This is a genomic window from Spirochaetaceae bacterium, from assembly GCA_009784515.1.
Taxonomy (GTDB): domain Bacteria; phylum Spirochaetota; class Spirochaetia; order WRBN01; family WRBN01; genus WRBN01.
This window is the reverse complement of record WRBN01000006.1, coordinates 1-18,863: the sequence shown is the minus strand read 5'-3', so window position 1 is coordinate 18,863 and position 18,863 is coordinate 1. Positions and strand designations below refer to the sequence as shown.

At 39.8% G+C, this 18,863-nt stretch carries 22 protein-coding genes and 1 tRNA gene; 18 read left to right on the top strand and 5 right to left on the bottom strand.

Going from position 1 to position 18,863, the window contains the following annotated elements; genetic code table 11:
* Window positions 1-15: 15 nt before the first annotated feature.
* Window positions 16-405 (top strand): Smr/MutS family protein, encoded by a 390-nt coding sequence (locus tag FWE37_01350; GenBank protein MCL2519637.1) that lies wholly within the window; start codon window positions 16-18, stop codon window positions 403-405.
* Between the two features lie 87 nt (window positions 406-492).
* Here FWE37_01350 and FWE37_01345 read toward each other — a convergent pair whose 3' ends face one another.
* Window positions 493-828, bottom strand: a complete 336-nt coding sequence (locus FWE37_01345) for a hypothetical protein (GenBank protein ID MCL2519636.1) — start codon at window positions 826-828, stop codon at window positions 493-495.
* Window positions 829-1,455: 627 nt separating this feature from the next.
* On the opposite strand from FWE37_01345, the gene FWE37_01340 reads away from it, so the two are divergent.
* From FWE37_01340 to FWE37_01310, 7 genes are all read left to right on the top strand, one after another.
* A complete protein-coding gene (locus FWE37_01340) occupies window positions 1,456-2,307 on the top strand; it encodes a hypothetical protein (GenBank protein ID MCL2519635.1) in 852 nt (283 codons plus the stop codon).
* A 123-nt stretch (window positions 2,308-2,430) separates the two neighbouring features.
* Window positions 2,431-2,805, top strand: coding sequence for a DUF4234 domain-containing protein (locus tag FWE37_01335; GenBank protein MCL2519634.1), 375 nt, complete (start codon window positions 2,431-2,433; stop codon window positions 2,803-2,805).
* A 161-nt stretch (window positions 2,806-2,966) separates the two neighbouring features.
* A complete protein-coding gene (locus tag FWE37_01330; GenBank protein ID MCL2519633.1) occupies window positions 2,967-3,815 on the top strand; it encodes a diguanylate cyclase in 849 nt (282 codons plus the stop codon).
* 42 nt (window positions 3,816-3,857) lie between these two features.
* The gene (locus FWE37_01325; protein ID MCL2519632.1) at window positions 3,858-4,157 is read left to right on the top strand and encodes a nucleotidyltransferase family protein; all 300 of its coding nucleotides are present in this window, start codon (window positions 3,858-3,860) and stop codon (window positions 4,155-4,157) included.
* Complete coding sequence (locus FWE37_01320; protein ID MCL2519631.1) at window positions 4,154-4,540, top strand: DUF86 domain-containing protein; 387 nt, start codon at window positions 4,154-4,156, stop codon at window positions 4,538-4,540. The genes FWE37_01325 and FWE37_01320 overlap by 4 nt, the downstream gene beginning before the upstream one ends.
* Before the next feature lie 233 nt (window positions 4,541-4,773).
* The gene (locus FWE37_01315; protein ID MCL2519630.1) at window positions 4,774-5,583 is read left to right on the top strand and encodes a phosphate ABC transporter substrate-binding protein; all 810 of its coding nucleotides are present in this window, start codon (window positions 4,774-4,776) and stop codon (window positions 5,581-5,583) included.
* Between the two features lie 17 nt (window positions 5,584-5,600).
* The gene (locus FWE37_01310) at window positions 5,601-6,341 is read left to right on the top strand and encodes a class I SAM-dependent methyltransferase (protein MCL2519629.1); all 741 of its coding nucleotides are present in this window, start codon (window positions 5,601-5,603) and stop codon (window positions 6,339-6,341) included.
* 61 nt (window positions 6,342-6,402) lie between these two features.
* Here the strand turns inward: FWE37_01310 and manA are convergent, their stop codons facing one another.
* Both manA and FWE37_01300 read right to left on the bottom strand, forming a co-directional pair.
* The gene (gene manA / locus FWE37_01305) at window positions 6,403-7,500 is read right to left on the bottom strand and encodes a mannose-6-phosphate isomerase, class I (protein ID MCL2519628.1); all 1,098 of its coding nucleotides are present in this window, start codon (window positions 7,498-7,500) and stop codon (window positions 6,403-6,405) included.
* A gap of 130 nt (window positions 7,501-7,630) precedes the next feature.
* Window positions 7,631-9,115, bottom strand: coding sequence for a bifunctional metallophosphatase/5'-nucleotidase (locus FWE37_01300; GenBank protein ID MCL2519627.1), 1,485 nt, complete (start codon window positions 9,113-9,115; stop codon window positions 7,631-7,633).
* Window positions 9,116-9,377: 262 nt separating this feature from the next.
* Between FWE37_01300 and ylqF the strand changes: the two genes are divergently transcribed.
* A complete protein-coding gene (gene ylqF / locus FWE37_01295) occupies window positions 9,378-10,187 on the top strand; it encodes a ribosome biogenesis GTPase YlqF (GenBank protein MCL2519626.1) in 810 nt (269 codons plus the stop codon).
* Between the two features lie 63 nt (window positions 10,188-10,250).
* Here the strand turns inward: ylqF and FWE37_01290 are convergent, their stop codons facing one another.
* Window positions 10,251-10,838: a DUF1801 domain-containing protein gene (locus FWE37_01290; protein ID MCL2519625.1), complete on the bottom strand. Its 588-nt coding sequence runs from the start codon at window positions 10,836-10,838 to the stop codon at window positions 10,251-10,253.
* Between the two features lie 120 nt (window positions 10,839-10,958).
* Here FWE37_01290 and FWE37_01285 point away from each other — a divergent pair, with 120 nt between their 5' ends.
* Entirely contained in the window at window positions 10,959-11,417 is a 459-nt protein-coding gene (locus FWE37_01285; GenBank protein ID MCL2519624.1) for a hypothetical protein, read from the top strand.
* Here the strand turns inward: FWE37_01285 and FWE37_01280 are convergent.
* Entirely contained in the window at window positions 11,414-12,229 is an 816-nt protein-coding gene (locus tag FWE37_01280; GenBank protein ID MCL2519623.1) for a hypothetical protein, read from the bottom strand. The genes FWE37_01285 and FWE37_01280 overlap by 4 nt on opposite strands.
* Before the next feature lie 98 nt (window positions 12,230-12,327).
* Between FWE37_01280 and FWE37_01275 the strand changes: the two genes are divergently transcribed.
* From FWE37_01275 to FWE37_01240, 8 genes are all read left to right on the top strand, one after another.
* Window positions 12,328-13,716: a hypothetical protein gene (locus FWE37_01275; GenBank protein ID MCL2519622.1), complete on the top strand. Its 1,389-nt coding sequence runs from the start codon at window positions 12,328-12,330 to the stop codon at window positions 13,714-13,716.
* Between the two features lie 76 nt (window positions 13,717-13,792).
* Entirely contained in the window at window positions 13,793-14,209 is a 417-nt protein-coding gene (locus tag FWE37_01270; protein MCL2519621.1) for a hypothetical protein, read from the top strand.
* 170 nt (window positions 14,210-14,379) lie between these two features.
* Window positions 14,380-14,464 (top strand) — tRNA-Leu (locus FWE37_01265).
* Window positions 14,465-14,642: 178 nt separating this feature from the next.
* Window positions 14,643-14,960 (top strand): hypothetical protein, encoded by a 318-nt coding sequence (locus FWE37_01260; GenBank protein MCL2519620.1) that lies wholly within the window; start codon window positions 14,643-14,645, stop codon window positions 14,958-14,960.
* Entirely contained in the window at window positions 14,960-15,403 is a 444-nt protein-coding gene (locus FWE37_01255; GenBank protein ID MCL2519619.1) for an EFR1 family ferrodoxin, read from the top strand. Before FWE37_01260 ends, FWE37_01255 begins: the two co-directional genes overlap by 1 nt.
* A 2-nt stretch (window positions 15,404-15,405) precedes the next feature.
* Window positions 15,406-15,762: a DUF2200 domain-containing protein gene (locus tag FWE37_01250; protein MCL2519618.1), complete on the top strand. Its 357-nt coding sequence runs from the start codon at window positions 15,406-15,408 to the stop codon at window positions 15,760-15,762.
* A gap of 86 nt (window positions 15,763-15,848) precedes the next feature.
* Entirely contained in the window at window positions 15,849-17,717 is a 1,869-nt protein-coding gene (locus tag FWE37_01245) for a leucine-rich repeat domain-containing protein (GenBank protein ID MCL2519617.1), read from the top strand.
* 40 nt (window positions 17,718-17,757) lie between these two features.
* Window positions 17,758-18,863, top strand: a 1,106-nt coding sequence (locus tag FWE37_01240; protein ID MCL2519616.1) for a hypothetical protein, incomplete at its 3' end; no start/stop codon positions are given.

Genomic DNA, 18,863 nt, shown 5'->3' with positions numbered 1-18,863 from the left:
CTTAGGAGAAAAAATATGGATAAAGAGCCAAATTTAATGGAGCAGTATTTAAAGCTTTACCCTCCTAAAAAAATAATTAAAATTGATAACGAAACTCAAGAAAATGCTTTAAAAGCTCGTAACCGCAAAATTAACGGCCTTACCATAGAACGTAAGCTAGATTTACACGGTGATACCATCGGCTCTGCCTTAAACCAGTTGGAAAATTTTTTGCAAAAAGCCGGCCGCGAGGGCTGCGAAAAAGTACTGATTGTGCATGGTAAAGGGCTGCACTCGCCGGGTAACAAGGCTGTGTTAAAGGAGGCGGTGCTGGAGGCTTTACAGGCTAGCCCATTAGTGCGTAAAATAGGCCGGGCCAGCCCGAAAGATGGCGGCAGCGGGGCCACTTGGGCGGTGCTTAAATAATTGAAAAATGAAACCCTACTAAATTTCTTTCGCTGACGAAGGGAATTTCATAGGGTTTTGGTGTCTAAGGTGAATAGTTACCTTAAACTAACGCACCTTTAAAGTAAAAGTTTTAGTAGCGGTACGGCCATCTTCGTCTTCGGCCTCTACAGCAATGTGGTGGTGGCCGCTTGTAAAGGCCTGCTTAAAGGCGCCGGCTTGGGATAACTTAAAGCGGGTAAAGTTTACATCTTCGGGGTTAAAAATAAAATAACATACCGTTAATTTGCTGGGCGAATTAACGGCAAACTCTACGGTTGTTTCGTTTGCCTTGTACATAACGGCTGTGGCGCTTACCGTTATTTGCAATAAGGCTTGTGGCTCTTCCACAAGTTCTGCAGCGCCTTCCAATAGGTATTCTTGCTCTAAATTTTTGTTTTCCATAATAAATTTCTCCTTTTTTATGGTGGGATAATATACTTTTATTTTTACCTATTTATGGCTTTTTGGCAACCATTTTTATAGGCTAAAAGCTGATGTAGCCGGCAAATAACTTAACATAACAATCCCTAAAGTTTATGATATTTGGCTATTAGCCGGTAGTTACTTTTTTTATTTTATGCCTAAAGCTTTGTTAATAGTGGCCGAAAGGTATAATATAAAATATTATTTATTTAAAGGAAGGTTTTATTTATGAAAAAATTACTTGCTATTTTAATGTTAGCTTTATTAACCGCTGGAACTTTAAGCGCTGAGCCGCGTTTTATTCAAGGAGGTGGTAATAATCCGGGAGGCGCGTGGGCAGGAAAGCCATAAGTAAATTTTTTAAAACTTAATTAGTAGTTACTTTTTTTATTTTATACCTAAAGTTTTGTCAATAATAGCCGAAAGGTATAATATAAAATATTATTTATTTAAAGGAAGGTTTTATTTATGAAAAAATTACTTGCTATTTTAATGTTGGCTTTATTAACCGCTGGGACTTTAAGCGCTGAGCCGCGTTTTATTCAAAGCGGAAATGACAATCCAACTGGGCCATGGGGTGAAAAAAGACCGTAAACTATTAATATAATGAAAAATAAAAACACAGCCGATTATGTTTTGTTGTGGTTATATGTAGTTTGTTTGGTTTTAACCATTATATTCTCTGTTAGCAACCTTGTTTATGTAGGCAGCGAAGCAGCTCCTTTGTTGCTTACATCACTGGTGCTTATTGGCCTTTACCGAAGTAATTTATGGTTACCTAAGTGGTACTATAACGTTGGGCTGGTTATAGCTGCCGCCGTAGCCATAATTTGGATGTGGGTTATTAGCCCTAATAACGGCTATTATTGGCTGCCTTTTGCTTTAACCGCCCTTTTTGTACCTTTAAAATTAAGTGTTCCCGCTTTTTTTCTTCTTATATTTGCTTTTTTTACCAGAAACTTAATGTTAAGGGTAGATATAGGGATTATGTTTAATACGGCCACTACCTACACCGGTGGTTTTATTGGTGTTTTAATGGCCAAAAGGCAAATAGAACTTGTTAAAGAAGAAGCAACGGCAGCCCGTAACCAAGTAACCGGCTTAAAAACCGAATTAGCGGCGGAAAGAGCCGAAAAAGAGCGGCTAACTGCTCAGCTTGCGGCGAGAGAGGCTTTAAATGGCCGCACACCAAAAATGCCAGTGGTTTTTATTAAAGAAAAAGATAAGAGCGGTTTAACCCAGCACCTTGTTGAAGGTAAAAAGCAAAATAACTGCCTTAAAGAAAACCCCAAAGCGAGTGAAAGCCCCTATTACAGCAGCGGACATATTAGCCGTATACTAAAAGAAGCTTTAGAGTACAATAACTTAACTAAAAACGATAAACAGCTGCTGGCCGATTGCTTAAAATATGATATGTACGAAATAATTGAAGACTATAACGAAAAACCGCTAATATAACAGGCAAAGCAATGGCAAATTAACCACAAAAGACGCGAAAAGAATAATATTTTTGTGTCTTTTGTGGTTATATCTTAACTATTTTCCCTTGACATCTTTAATATATCAAGTTAAACTAAAACTATGATTAACGAACGTAATTTTTGGCTAGATGCCGCTTTAATGCTGGTTACTCTTGGCCTATATAGTGCTTATTGGAGCGATAAAATAGCGCATGATGTTAATATTATTTGCGCCGGCGATGGTAAAACAACTAAAGGCGGCCTAATGGTTTTATTGCTAGGGTTAGTTACCTTTGGTTTATACGGCCTTGTTTGGCTTTACGAACTGGGCAACCGTCTGCAAGAAAATGGCGACAGCCGCAATATTACCATTAACGAAAGCGGCGGGGCTTATGTGCTTATTACTTTGGTGGGCGGCATAATTTTTGGTATTTTTGTAGCTTTATATGCCCTTACCCAAAATTTTAATAAATTGGCTTTGGCTTATAATAGTTAAGGGTTACACCTACAGGCCAAACTTTTCAGTTACCACTACTCAATTACGGGTTATTATTTCTTCACTTGAGGAGAAAGTTTTGATATTTTTTGCTAGGGTAAAAAGACTAGACTATTTAAAACCCTTTAGCTTTAGTACCTTATTAAAAGGGGGAGAAGCTAATGAAAAAGGACCATTTTTATAGATTTTTGCCTTACGGTTTGGTGGTATTACCAACTTTAAGTATTATTTTAGTTGTTCCTATGTTATTACAGGGTAGCTATCGCACAGCTATTTGGTTATTGATGGCCACGTTAATTATTAACATTTTTGCCAATCTTTCGGCCATCTTAGCTTTACGTAAAAGTTTAAACCGTAAAATTAATCGTATTTTAACTACTTTATCTAAATTAAAAGAAGGCGATTTTTCGGCGCGTACTTATCTATCTAATAGCGGCGAGTTAGATTATATTGGCCACCAGTTAGACCAGTTGGCCAATGTGTTTCAGCGGCACAACCGTAAAATTAAAAGATTAATTACCTTAGATTATCTTACAAAAGTAAATAATCGGGCCACTTTTATGCGTAAAGGTAAATTAATTTTAAAACAAACCGTTAGTGAAGACAGTGAGCTGGCGTTAATGTTTATCGATATAGATTTTTTTAAAGCTATTAACGATAACTTTGGCCACAGCGTGGGTGATGAGGTGCTAAAAGAGCTGGCGGCTCTTTGTAAAGATAACCTTAGGCGCAGCGATTTATTTGCGCGTTATGGCGGCGAAGAATTTGTAGCTATGCTGCCCTGCACCGGTTATAGCGCCAGCTTGGCTGCGGCCGAAAAAGTTAGGTTAAAAGTGGCTTCGCACCAATATCGGGCTTTGCCGACATATTATCAAGTAACGGTTAGTTTAGGGATTGCTTTATGGGATAAAGACCGCTTTCATAATTTAAACACCTTGATGGAACGTGCCGACGAAGCTTTATATTTTAGCAAAGAAAACGGCCGTAATTGCTGCACTATTTATAAGTAAACGTAAGTTGCCTAAAGAGATTTAATAGGCTATAATAAAGTTATGAAAACGCTCGAAGAAATTTTGGAAACCTTACGGGCAGCAGCTCCCGAGTTTAAACGAAAATATCTTATTACCAAGATAGGAGTATTTGGTTCGTATGCCCGGGGCGAACAAACGGAACAGAGCGATATTGATATTGTTTACTTTTGCGATAATACCGACCATATTGGCCTTTTTGAGTTAGTTCGTATTAATCGCGACTTTCAAACCCTCTTTGAGATTAAAACCGACCCGCATCTTGAAGAAGATTTACGTGAAGAATTTAAAGCTCATATTTTGGAGGATACCATTTACACATGAAAAAGAATAAACGCCATATACAATATATGAAAGATATGATAGCCAGTCTTACAGAAGGAGTAGGCTATGCTGCCGAGTATGAAATACTTTTACAGCAGAATAAAGAAATAGATGAAAAATACTCTAAGTTGGTTATGCGTGGTTTAGAACGTACCTTTGAGATAGCGGGTGAAGCCGCTAATCGTGTTTCGGAGGAGATACAAAATAAATATAAAGATATTCTTTGGCGCGATATGACCGATATGCGTAATGTAATTATTCATGAATATGATGGGGTTAGGGAGCGGAGATTATTAAAGGTAGCTAAAGAAGATGTCCCTGCCGCTCTTGAGGCTCTTAAAAAAGCTATTGAACAAGAAGAACAAAGGCTTAAAAATGGCTAAAGATTTAATATGTTTTAATAATAAGTACCTTAAGAGGCTATAGGCGCTGTATTATTTATTAGCTAAAAACAAATCGGCAATCATTATTGTTATAATGCTAAAATAATAATTATTTTATTAAATGTCGCATTTTATATCGAAATAGCCTTGACAAAGCGGCCTGTTTTGTGTTAAATGGTAGGTATAAAATATGCTTAATATAGACATAAATTTAAAAAAAATGGAGTAACGTTATGAAAAAGGCGGTTATTGTGTTAGTTGTTGCTGCTTTATTGGCGTGTCGGCCTAGTGGCACTACCTTTACCATTGGGGGCTCTACCACTTTAGCCCCTATACTTGATGTAGCTACCGAGTTTATTCGTGCCGGCCATCCCGAGTATCATATTGTTTACGAAGCGCAAGGGAGTAGTGCAGGGATAACCGGCGCCCTTAGCGGGACCTTTTTAGTTGGCGGTACCAGCCGCGATTTAAATGCTGCCGAGCTGGCGCAGGGCGCTGTGCCGCACACCTTTGCTATAGATGGTATGATTATTATTGTGCATAGCAGCGCTAATGTAAGTAACATTACCAGCGAGCAGCTGGCTAATATTTATGCCGGGAATATTACCAACTGGAGCGAGATAGGCGGGGCTAACTTGGTTATTCAGGTTGTTAACCGTGAAGATGGTTCGGGCACCTTTGGCAGTTTTAACGAATTAGTTATGCAGCCTTATCGTTTAAATTTTGCCAGTAACGTTTTAGTAGCTAACAGCAGCGGTAATGTAGTAGCTACGGTAACTAATACACCGGGAGCGATTGGTTACGTAGGGCATGGCTTTTACGACCAAACGTGGAATCAAGGCGGTGTGGTGTTAGATGTTAATGGGATTGCTCCTAGTGTAGCCAATATACGCAATGGCAGCTATCCTATTTCGCGTAACCTTTACTTAGTAACTAATGGACCAATACAACCCGATAGCTTTCAGGAATTTTTTATTAACTGGATGCTTAGCCCCGAAGGGCAGCGTGTGGTAGCTATGCAAGGCTTTATCTCCATAAACTAAGCTTAGGGAGAAAAATAATGAGTAATACATTTTCAAATAAATTTATGGCCGATGAAAAAAATTTTGCCCTATTGCAATCTACAATGTGGGGCCCGAATGGTATACGGCAAGCGGAGGAATTGGCTTCGCATTTTGCCATCACAAAGGATATGAAAATTCTCGATTTAGGTTGCGGGCCGGGCTTGTCGTCGTTGTATTTGGCGCAAGAATACGGTGCAGAGGTTTTTGCCGCCGATTTATATGCCGACCCGACCGAAAATTATGAGAGATTTCAATCACTTGGCATTGCAGATAAAATCGTTCCAATGATGATAGATGCAACTTTGCTCTTACCTTTTGCCAAGCATTATTTCGATGTGATTTTTTCAGTAGGCGCCTACAATATGTTTGGTGATAATGAAGATATGTTACCAAAGTTTACCTCTTACATTAAAAAAGGCGGCTACATTGCCGTGGCCTTTCCCGGGCTTAAATATGATTTTGGCGACAATGTTCCACCGGAAATGCAACCATTTTGGAGTGTTCCAGAGGTTGCAAGGTTTGTTCGTGGTATTGAATGGTGGAAAGACTTATGGAGTAAGGCCAAGGGCATAGAAATTATCAGCATAAGCGAAATGGTTTGCCACGATATAGCTTGGAAGGAATACCTTGCCACCCGGAACCCTTCTGTTCCAGACGAAAAATGGGATTTGGATATGATGGCGGCAGAAGGCGGCAACTACTTTAATACAATCCAGCTAATTGCTAAAGTTATCTAAGAACCTAATTAAAAGCTTACCGTAAAATGTGTTTTTTAGGGTTTAGTGCTTTTCTATTTTGCTAACTATGCGCTAGGTAAAATTCGCCCTTGCCGCTAAAGGTATAGCCCCCGGCAGCAAAAGGGATTAACAAACTTTGGCCGCGCTTAATTAAATAACTGTCGTTTTGGCCGGCCTTATTGCCCTTAACCATCGTAAGCCTAGCTTTACCTTTGGTACACACCATAATTTGAGCAGAGTTTTTGGCATTAATAAAATAATCGGTATCAAGCTGTAACCGTTGTAGTTTAAAAGTTTTGGTAGCATCAAAGTGGTAAAAGCTATCATCATCGGCACTAAGGGGTTTAGGTTGTGCAAAGTTTAGGCAACTAAAAGTTAGCTCATCTTTACTAAAAGTTAGTTGGTTGTCGCTGTTATCACCTAGCTCTAAAGCTAGGCCGTTAAGGTAAAGCTGCGGCTGCCCGGCGGTAAGATAGAGAGCCTCGCCGGCTTGCAAAGTAAATAAATTAAGGTAAAGCGGGGCTAAGGCCGCTATGCTATTAGGATAAAGCCGGCTTAAATGCTCAATATAACTGCATAATAGTTCATTATGCGGGTTAGCCAGAACTTCATCAATAAAACGGTTAAGGCGTTTAGTCTCTAACTTAAAAAGGCCGGTGATAAAAGTTTTAACACCTTCTTCGTTTAATTGCCCGCTTAAAGCCGCCAGCTCGTGGCTAAGAGCCTGTGAGTGGCAGCCGGTAAAACTTTGGTAAAGCTGCTTGGCCTCTTTAATGCCGGCTAGTAGGCTAAAGTTATCGATGGCACAAATTAATTTATCTTTACCGTTATTATCTACAAACAGTTTATTTTGGCCAAAATTAACCCTAGCTTGGCTTTTGTTTGGGTGTAAAAAGAGGGCAGTTGGGCCGTCTACGGCTAAAACTTTTAGCAAAAAAGACAAGCCGGCGGTATCTTTTAAAATAGCATTTTGTTTCATAAATTTACTAAGAGTGATTTTATTTTTGCCGTTAATCACTACAGATTCGCCCAAGTGGTGCGCCCCTAACCATAGTTCGGCCTGTGGCCGGTCATCTTCTTCTGTAAAGGGAACAAGGCCGTTTATGGGGCCCCAACTATAGTTTTTAACGGGATTATTTAAGTAGTAAAGCTCTTTCATAGTTTAACTATAACATAAATAAGGAATATTGAATACCATGCCGATAATCAGCAGCTATTTGCAATAATAGGAACTTAATTTAAAAAAGGGCTGAGCGCTAATGGCTAGCCCTTTTTTGTTATAATCTGGGTTACCTTACCCAAGTAATACGTGGGCTAAAAGTAAAGCCTGCATTACCGCTTTGTAAATAGTTAATAAAAATAACTTCATCGCTGGCAAACATACCGGTTAAAGGGGTATCGGCAAACATAGTAAAACCATCACCACCGCTGGCTAAAAAGTTGGCAAGGGCTACGGTGTAGGTAAAGTTATCGTTTAAGGCCACGCCATTAACCATAACGTTGCTAATACGGCTGCCGGCCGGTTGGCTGGGAGTAATGGTATAGCTAAAACCGCCCGGGTGCAAAAAACCGCCGCTTTGCTCGGGGTAAACGCCGGCACTGTGCTCTAAGGCCCTTCTTAAGGTAGCGCCGTTAATACGTATGGTTACAATATCGTTGGCAAAAGGTAATACCGTAATAACTTGGCCTTTGCTGATAGGTCCGGCCGGGATACTCTCACGGATACCGCCGCCGTTCATAATGGCAATATCGGCGCCGGTTTCGGCAATTAAACTATCGGCAATTAACTGGCCCAGTAAAGTTTCGCCGGTACGTACATCGGCGCGCTCGCCGTTAAGGGCTATCGGGGTGCTGGCTACTATCTCGTTCATAATAACGGCAGTTTCGGCATTAATACGGGCAAACATCGCCTCGATAGCGGCATTAGCGGGCACGCTTTCAAAGGCGCTGCGCGGTAAAAGTTCGGCACGGCTGCTAGCTAGTTGGCCGTTTTCGATAGTTAAGGTAACTTTACCTAAATTACTTAAATGAGCGCCGGTAGAAACAATTAAAGTATTACCTACCCATAAGCCTTCGGGCAATAAAGCATGGTCGTGGCCATCGATGATAAGGTTAATACCGTTTACTTCGGTAGCTAAACGAATGCTGGTATCGGCCCCTTCTTGCCCTAAGTGAGCAAGGGCAACAATAATATCGGCCTCGCGGTTTAAGGCCGGCATAAGGGCGCGCATAGTTTCCACAGGGTCGACAAAACTATAACCGATAATCCCTTCGGGGTTAGTTTTAAATAAGGTTTCGGGGGTGGCTAAGCCAACAATGGCTACGCGTACACCCTCAAAGGTTCTAATAATGTAAGGGGTAAAAGGAGGTGTGCCGTTGGGAGCTAAAATATTGGCGGCCACAAGAGGAAAATCGGCCAAGCCAATTAACGACAAAGCGTGGTCGGCTCCCCAGTTAAACTCGTGGTTACCTAGTGTCATGGCATCAAAACCCACTAGGTTCATTACCTCTATCACATTGGTGCCGCGCGCTAAGTTACCGGTAGGCAACCCGGCAATGGCATCGCCCGCATCTAGCAGTAGCGTGGCCCCTTCGGCCCGATAGTTTTCTACATAACCGGCGAGTAAAGCATAATTGATGACATTATTACCGGTGCTTATCCCACGCCCATGGCTATCGTTGGTATGAAAGATGATTAAATCGAAGTTGGCATTATTACTAGCTCCGCAGCTAATAATAAAGACGGCTGTAACTAATAAAATTAGTTTTTTCATGGTAAACTCCCTATATATTTATGAGTTACCTATAGTATTATAGGATTTATTTTGATTTAGTCAATAACCTTTGTCAATTAAAAATTGAAATCTTTGACCTTTGGCTTATAAATATTAATACCCCTTAATTAAAGTTGAAAAAGTTATGTATAATCCCCCTTACGGGTATTACAAACAAAGGGGAATTTGGGAATTATAAAGGGATAGTTGTCCGTTACTAGCCAAGCTAGACACAGCTCATTAATAGCAGTATACTAACGGTATGTCTATCAACTGGTTTCCCGGCCATATGAATAAAACCCGCCAACAACTGGCAGAGGCCGTAACCCAAGTGCACGGCGTGCTGGAGATTGTCGATGCGCGTGCCCCCATAAGCAGCCGTAACCCTATGTTAAACCAAATTATCGGTGAAAAACCGCGCCTTATTTTGCTAAATAAAGCCGATTTAGCCGATAACGCCAAATTATTGCAATGGCTTAAATATTTTGAAAGTAACAAAATAAAAGCTTTACCGCTCTCGGCTAAAACGCGTACCAATGTGGATAGGCTGAAAGGCGAAATAACCGGCTTTATGAAAAAAAAAGCCTCTCAAAGCCGGACCGAGCGGCCGAAGGCTTTAATAGTTGGTATCCCTAACTGCGGTAAAAGCACTTTGATTAATGCTTTAGCCCGCCAAAAAAAGGCGAACGTGGCCGATAAACCCGGCGTAACCCGTGATATGGCCCTGTATAAAGTGGGGCAAATCGATTTATACGATAGTCCCGGTACTTTATGGCCTAACCTAGAAGACCAACTAGCCGCCGCTCGTTTAGCGGCTTTAGGGGCTATTAAAGACGAAATATATATTGTAAGCGAGGCCTTTAGCTTAGTTTACCCCTTTTTGTCCCAGCATTATGCCGGACAGCTTAAAGAGCGTTACCATATTGATTGCAGTGAAGACGGCCTAACTTTTGCCGCAGCGGTAGCCCTTAAACTTGGCCGTAACGATGATGCCGAAGCCGGTGCCTTAGCCATTTTTAAAGATTTACGGGCAGGCAAGCTAGGTAAAATTGTATTGGAACTCCCAGAGTAATTAAAAAGTAATAATTAAGAATTAATAAATAGACTTTCTTAATTTTTACTTTTTAATTCTTCATTATTCATGAAGTCCTAAGCCGGCAAAAATTCGCTCACGGCTGTGGTTAATGCGGTCTATACGGGTTTTACTTTGCTTAGCATCACTAAAATAAAGCAAGTAGCCGCGCTGCCGGCCCAGCGTTAAATTACAAAAGGCATCTTTAAAGGGGCTGTCTTTATTAAATACGGCGTTAAGCTCGGGCGGTATGGGTAATCGGGTGGTAATGTCTTGGGGTATTTTAAGGCCTTGCTCTTCTACCTCGATGGCTTCTTGCAAATAGTTTTTAACGGTTTTTTCGTGCTGCCGTAGGTAATCTAAGCCGGTAAATTTAATAATACGGCCGCCTTGCACCTTTTCGGTTTGGCTGGTTAATAAGCCGGCATCGTTATTTAAGAGAGCCCCTTTAAAAAAAATTAAAGCAAAGTACTCTTTAAAGGCAGCAATAAGCACTACATTTTTGCCGTTAATACAATAACATGCTTGCCCCCATTTTAGCTCTTCTGTAAAGTGAAGGCTTAAAACGATATTACGCAGGTAGTTTAATTCTATTTCATATTTTTGCTTTTTGTTAAAGACAACTTCGCTGACCTTTGGATTGTAGTTCATAAATATAAAGAAAATGACAAATTTGCTTTTTGTCAAGTATTTATCGGTATCTTTTAAAACTTCTTTAGTTAAAGATGATTAAATTTAAATTTTATTCACGGCTTTTCCGAAAAAGTAGTTATGGAGCAACAAGCCACCCTTAATAACTTTAAAACCTTAATGCTTTTGTGCGCCAATATGGGCGAGCGGCGAAAGTTATTAAAAGATTTTATTATTGCTTATCACCCCGATAGGTTCGCCGGACAACTGGCCGGTTACTATACCCAGCTTATCCTAGAAGCTACCGATATTTTTAACCGTACTCCTTTAACTTTTGGGGCCGGCTTACCTAAAAAAAAGACCAAAGCTCAGCCGGTTGTGCATAAATTTAACCACGATATTTACGATTTTTTATGCCGTCTAGAGGTTTACACTTGGTACCAGCAGGCTGTAATTTATCAGCATAATGTTTTATATAAAGAAAGAGCTTTGTTTAAAGCTATGCTAGCTTGTAATGCCTTTTTTGCCCAATTTAAAAGCTCCAGCTATCTTAACGAAGTAGCCAGCCTGCGCGAGCAAATTATTAGCTTAGCCGGTTAATTAGCTAAACTAATGGCCGTAGGGTGAATGCCCTGCATAACGGTTAAACCAAATAATTGGCTAAATAACCAGCCTTTAATGCCTTCTATGCGCCGGCTGAAAAAGCTGGGCAAATGTATCCGGTTAAGCACATTATCTAAATCTTTTACGTTGGCGGCTACTTGGGCGGCATAAACATAACCCTGCACCGTAGGGGTAATGGTAAAGCTTATGCTAAGACCGTTACTTTCGGCTACCGTCCATAACATAAAACGCACCCGCTCTAAATTGGTAATATTTACGCCAATACTGCCGTTATTATGGCTAAAACTTATGCTGTAGCGCACATTTCCAAAACGTTCATCACGCATAATAACAAAATAACGTGCCTGATTGGGGATAGTAGTTACCGCCGGGATAGCCCTAATTTCGTTTCTAAAATTTTCATCGGTAAAAATACGTATATTACGAAAAAGCGGGCTGGTGCCTCTGTCGCGCATGATATGAGCTTGCTCTAGGCTGCTTAAGTTAAGTAAACTATTATAAATTTGCAGGGTACCGGGACGGTTGGTTACTAACCCGGCGGGCTCTACATATAAAATTTGCTGCAAATAGGTAGGTTGTATTTGGTTAATAATATTACTAAAAAAGCCGTTAAAAGCGGAATTGTTAAAAATTAAACTATCACCCGTTACAAAATGGTTACGGCTGGCATGGGCTAAGCTTTGCTGGTTGTTTAACCTTTGCTGGCCGTAAGGGGTGAGTAAGCCGTTAAGGTTTTGGCTGTGGGCAACGGTGGCTAGTAAGAAGAAGAGAGAGATAAGTTTTTTCATTAGTTATTATTGTAGCATAAAGTTGCTTTTTAAACAAAGGGTTTTTAAGCTTTACTCTGCCGTAAAAATATGTTAAAATTGGTTTAAGAGGCTTTTTAATGAAAGTTATTTTGGCTATAGTTTTACTGCTGGCAACTGTAAGCTGTCATTATTTTACAGGAGGGCGTCCTGTAGCGGGCGATGCCACCCTTGAGAGCCTCTTTCCCGATGAAGCTTTGCGCAATGCCGTAGCCCAAAGGTTAGGCAGCCGCCGTGCCGCTTTAATGGGGCAAAGGCTGGGCGATGCAGTGGCCGGAATTCGCACATTAACTATAGATAATGTAAATGATGGTACCGGTTTGCGCTATTTAAGTGGTTTAAGAGAGCTTACCATAACATCGGGTAACATAACTAAGCTGCATTTCGGCCAGTTTGATTTGTATAGCTTAACTCATTTTAAATTAGGCCATTTGCCTAATTTAACCGAACTGCGGCTAGAGATGAGCCGCTTAGCTTCCATCGAGTTTGATTATTTACCTAATTTAGCTGATTTGCGTATAGAAAATCAGCCGCCGATTAGCGACGAAAAGCTTACTTGGGGCCTAACCAACCTAAATGTAAGTAATTTGCCTAATTTAACTTTGCTTAATGTAGCGGGTAACCGCTTAACCCAGTTAGATGTAAGCCATAACACCAAGTTAACCACCCTTTTAGCGGCAAACAATCGGCTAACCGGCATAGATGTAAGTAACCTTGTTAATTTAAACGTGCTTGCTGTAGGCAGTAATAATTTAACTTACTTAGATGTAAGCGGCCTTACTTACTTAAGCGAGCTTTTTGTAGGTGCTAATCAGTTAACCAATCTTAATATAGATAATAACGCACATCTAACTCAGATTGATATAGCAAGAAATAGTATAACGCATTTAGATATAAGTAATAATATTTATTTAAAGCGGCTTAATGTTGGTGATGGCAACCCATTAATGAGCCTAGATTTAAGCAATAATAATAATTTAACACATCTTACAATAATTAACAGCAGGCTAACTAACCTTAATGTAAGTAATTTGCTTAATTTAACCCACCTTGAAGTAGGCGGTAGCGGCATAATTAGCTTAGATGTAAGCAGCAACCTTAATTTAAACGATCTTACGGTACATTCTAATAGGCAATTAACTAGCCTTAATATAGGTAATCTTACGGGCTTAACTCGTTTATTTGTAACAAATAATCCACTGTTAGTTAGCTTAGATGTAAGTAACCTTAGTAATTTAAGAGGCCTTAATGTATCGAGTAATTCGCAGTTGGTTAGCTTAGATATAAGCAATCTTACGGGCTTAACTTTTTTAACTATCCGCCATAATCCGCACATAATCAGCCTTAACATAAGCGGTTTTACTCATTTGCAGCAGCTTAGGATAGATGGCCATACATTGGCCGAAGAAAATATTATAGGAATAGATACCCTGCCTAATTTAAGAATAATAACGCATGATTGGTTTTAACTTTAAGCTAATTATATATTTACTTTTGCCAATAACTGGCAGATACTTTAAAGTTATTAAAGGAAGATAAAAAAAGATGAAAACAATAATTATTAGCCGCAATTTGCCCGGCGATATGGCCGCCGTATGGAGCTATCTAAGCCAGCCGCAGCTGCTAGGCGCTTGGCTTAGCCAAGTAGATAGCGTAACCGTAGGCAGTAACTTTGATTTAGTATTGGGTAAAACTTTAGTTAAAGCCCAAGTTAGTAAATTACTTAACAGCTTGTTGCTGGAGTTTAGCGTAAGTAATGAAAGCGGTAAGGCTTTAGGGCTGATTGTGCTTAGGCTTAAGCAAAATGCCGGCCGGGTAGAATTAACCATTATGGACGACACTTTGCCGGCCGCTACTTTAATGGATAAATTATTTTTTAAAACAAACATTAGTAAGCGTACCAGCTTTTGGCATAGCAAGCTTAACGCTTTAGAGGTAAGGTTAGAGGCCGCCGGCCGTTAGGCTCATCGCATAGTTATGGCTATTAAACAAAACCTGCATAACAGCGGCAATTTAGTTTAAAGAAATAGCAGCCCTATTTAGGGATAGCTTTTTTATTATTATGGCCTCTTGACAAAATAAAAGATAATAGGTTATGCTTAGCCTTGTAAGTAATGTTATTACTTACGGTAGCCGGGGTGGTGAAACTGGTAGACACAGGAGACTTAAAATCTCCCGACCTTAACAGTCGTGGCGGTTCGATTCCGCTCCCCGGCACTATAGAGTAGTTTATATAAATTATCTTTGATAAAATCAAAGGCTTTCTAATAAAATTTATCGCACAAATGTCCTATTTAAAGTTGTTTAATTTATAAATTAAGCTAGTTGTAACTTTGCTAAAATTCAATATTTACCTTTTAAGTAAAATATGTTACCCTTAGCCAAGAGGTGTATTATGACTATTTTTTATTTTACGGCAACCGGTAACTGTTTATATGTGGCTGGTAAAATTGGCGGTAATTTAATCTCTATCCCTCAAGAGTTAAAAGGGGCCGGTAAAAGTTATGAAGACGATGCCATTGGTTTTGTCTGGCCATGTTGGGGAGCTGCGGTGCCTAAACCCGTACAACGCTTTATGGAACAGTCATCTTTTAAAGCTAATTACTTTTTTAATATAATGACTTACGGTAATATTCCCGGTAACGGCTTGGGTGATATGCAAAGCTGGCCGCTAAAGCAGGCTTTAGCTTTAATTATAGCGCCGAAATTTTAATGATTGATAACTACTTGCCAGTATTTAAAATAGAAGACCAATTAGCTAAAGAACCCGCTAAAAAGATAGAAGAAAAATTAGCTAACATAGTTCAAGCTGTAACCGCTAGGGCCGAACAAAAGGTAAATAAGGGATTAGGCAGTAAAGTGATGACAAATATAATAAAGCGGCTGGAGGTGCTACGCGATGGTGATGTGGACCAAAAATTTACTGTAGCGGCCGGTTGTACTCAATGCGGTATTTGCGCCCAAGTTTGCCCGGTAGGAAATATTGTTATGCAAGATGGGCCAACTTATCAACATAACTGTAGCTTTTGTATGGGTTGTGTCAACCTGTGTGCGGCTAACGCCATTCAGCTAAAGGGGCAGCGCAGCACGGCCCGCTTTAAAAACCCCAATGTAACCGTTAAGGCGATAATCGCTGCGAATAATCAGGGAAAGTAACTGTGGCCGACAGAAACCAGCGCCTTTTTAAGATGGAGTTTGCCGGTATTTACCAACTTTACCTAGAAAAGATAACTCACAAAGGACGCAGCCCAGAAGAACTTAGCGCCGCCATTAAATGGCTTACCGGCTATACCGATGAGGGACTGGCCGAGCAATTAAAGAGTAAAGTAACGGTACAAGTTTTTTTTGCCGAAGCCCCTTTAATAAACCCCCAAGCTAAATTGATGAAAGGTAAAATTTGCGGTTACGAGGTATCAGAAATAGCCGACCCGCTTATGCAGCAAATACGTTGGCTGGATAAACTGGTGGACAATTTAGCTAAAGGTAAAAAACTAAAGGATATTTGCCCGGAATAAAGAGGCGCCCAACCAACAAAGCAACCTTGCACGATTGATAAAATTGTTTTATTATTGGTAATAACCCATAATAAGAGGATTTTTTTATGAAAAAATGTTTAACCATTATTTTATTAATAACGGCTTTAGCTAGTAGTTACGGGCAGGGTTTATCGGTGCCGGCCGGCGCCACCCTTAATAGTTTATTCCCCGATGGCAACTTACGCACAGCGGTAGCCCAGCGGCTGGGCCGTAATGCCGGCCTTACCGGGCAAGAGCTAAGTAATGCCTTAGCTGCACTTGGCGGCGGCCTTGATATTAGCGGCCGAAACATTAGCGATGCGGCGGGGCTAGAGTACCTTACCGGGTTAGTTTGGCTTGATGCCGGTAATAATCAATTAACCGCCATTAATATAAATAACCTAACACGCTTAGTAGAGCTAGATTTAGGCGATAACGAATTAACTGCTCTTAATATAAGTAACCTTACCAATTTAACTTGGTTTAGCGGCCGTAATAACCAGTTAGCCAGCTTAGATATAAGCCGGCTTACCAATTTAGGAGTGCTAGATTTATGGAACAATCAATTAGCCAGCCTTAATATAAACACTCTTACCAATTTAACTTGGCTTAATGTGGGTAACAATAATTTAACTGGTTTTAATGTAAGTAATAATCCCTTATTAACTTGGCTTAGCGTAGGCGCTAACCAGCTAACTAGCCTTAATTTAAATAATAATACTATTTTGGCTAATCTTTATGTAAACGATAACCGGCTAACGAGTATCACCGTTAATCATCTTAGCCATTTAACCGAGCTGGAACTACAAGATAACCAGCTAACTAACCTTAATGTTAATGGGCTTACCAATTTAACGGTTTTATGGGTGCATAATAACCGCTTAACCAGCCTTAATGTAGACGGTCTGATTAGGTTAACCGAGCTTAATGCAAGAGCTAATCAATTAACTCATTTAAATATTGATAGTCTTGTTAATTTAACTTTAGTGAATGCCCGTGATAATCAACTAACCGGTTTTAATGTAAGTAATAACGTTAGGTTAACCAGCCTCGATTTATTTAACAACTCAATAGATAATTTGGATATTAGCAATTTAAGGGGTTTAACTTGGCTTAATGTAACCGGCAACAACTTAACTAATTTTAATGTAAGTAATAACACCAATTTAACTTGGCTTAGTATAGCGGGGAACCAGCTAACCAGTTTAGATGTAAGCCGGACTAGGCTTACCCATCTTTATGCTGCCACTAACCAACTAACCACTATTAATTTTGGACGGATTAATACTTTAACGGTTTTAGAGCTGCATACTAACCAGTTAACCAGCCTAGATGTAAGCAGGCTTAGTAATTTAACTACCCTTTGGGCAGGGGGTAACCAGCTTACCGGCCTTGACGTGCGAAGGCTAACCAGACTTACCGAGCTTAATTTGGCAAGAAACCAATTAACCAGCATAAATTTACGTAATAATATTAATTTAGATAGGCTTAATTTAAATTGGAATGATTTAACCGGCTTAGATGTAAGCCGTAACGTTAATTTAACTTTTTTTCAGGTGGTAGATAATCAATTAACTGGTTTAGATGTAAGTAATTTGCTTAGGTTAGAAAGTTTTAATGTAAGTAATAATCAACTAACCAGCCTTAACCTAGACCGTTTGGTTAATTTGGCCCATCTTAGCGCCGGCGGTAACCAGCTAAGCCAGTTAAATTTAACTACTAACGTTGCTTTAAGAACTATGAATGTAAGCAATAACCAACTAACCAGCCTTAATGTAAGTAATAATACACAATTTGTTACTCTTAATTTGGCTAATAACCAGCTAATTAGTTTAGATGTAACTGGCCTTGTTAATTTACAAGAGCTGGTGATACGCGGTAACCCTTTAACCCAGCAAGATATTATCGGCTTTAGCAGTTTGCCCAATGCCCGTATCGTTACTGGCGCTCAATAAAAAAGCCGGGCAGAGTTAATTTAGACTAAGAGGTTTTTAAATGAAAAAGTTTTTTCTTTTTGTTTTGTTAGTAACAACTTTAACGGCTTATGGGCAAGGTTTGCCTGTGCCGGAGGACGCTACCCTTACCAGCCTTTTTCCTAACTCGGCCTTGCGCGGGGCTGTAGCCCGAAGGTTAGGGTTAAACGGTGAAGCCACTCTTACCGGCCAAAATTTAAGCGATGCTTTAGCTGGAATGAGCGGCGAATTTAGTGCCGGTATGTGGAATATTGATAATGCCTCCGGCATTGAATACCTGACGGGCATAACCAGCCTTAATCTGCAACATAATAGGATAGCTCAGCTTGATGTAAGCGGCCTTGTTCATTTAACCGAACTTAATGTGAGGGGCAACCGGCTAACTAACCTTGATGTAAGTAATTTAACTAACTTAGTTACTCTTAATGCCTCTTGGACCCCCTTAAGCAACCTTAATGTAAGTAATAACCCTCATTTAAGTTACCTTAATGTAGGCCAGAGCAGTTTAACCCAGCTAGACTTAAGCCATAACCCTAACCTAACCCAGCTTACCGTAAGCGGGCGGCAAAGTAATGCTTTAACCGACTTAAATTTAAACAACAATACCCGCTTAACCCACCTTAGTGTGGGCTCTTACCTGCTAACCGGTTTAGATGTAAGCAGACTTACCAATTTAACTAACCTCGAGGTACATAATACCAACTTAACCAGTCTTAATTTAAGGAATAATATTAATTTAACCGATTTACGCATAAATTACAGCGAAAGATTGCTTAATTTAGATTTAAGTAACAACCCTCATTTAACTAATCTTAATTTATTATTCAATAAATTTACCTCTTTAAATTTAACGCATAATCGACAATTAACTCATCTTAATATAAGCTTTAATAGGTTAACCAACCTAGATGTAAGTAATAATCTTAATTTGGCGGTTCTTGAAGCTCCCGGTAATAGGCTAACTACTTTAGATGTAAGTAATAACGTTAATTTAGCTTGGCTTAATGTAATCGGTAATCGGCTAACTAGCTTAGATGTAAGCAATAATCGTAATCTAACTCGGTTAAGTTTAGCCGGCAATGGTTTAAGAAGTTTAGATGTAAGCCGTAACGTTAATTTAGCTTGGCT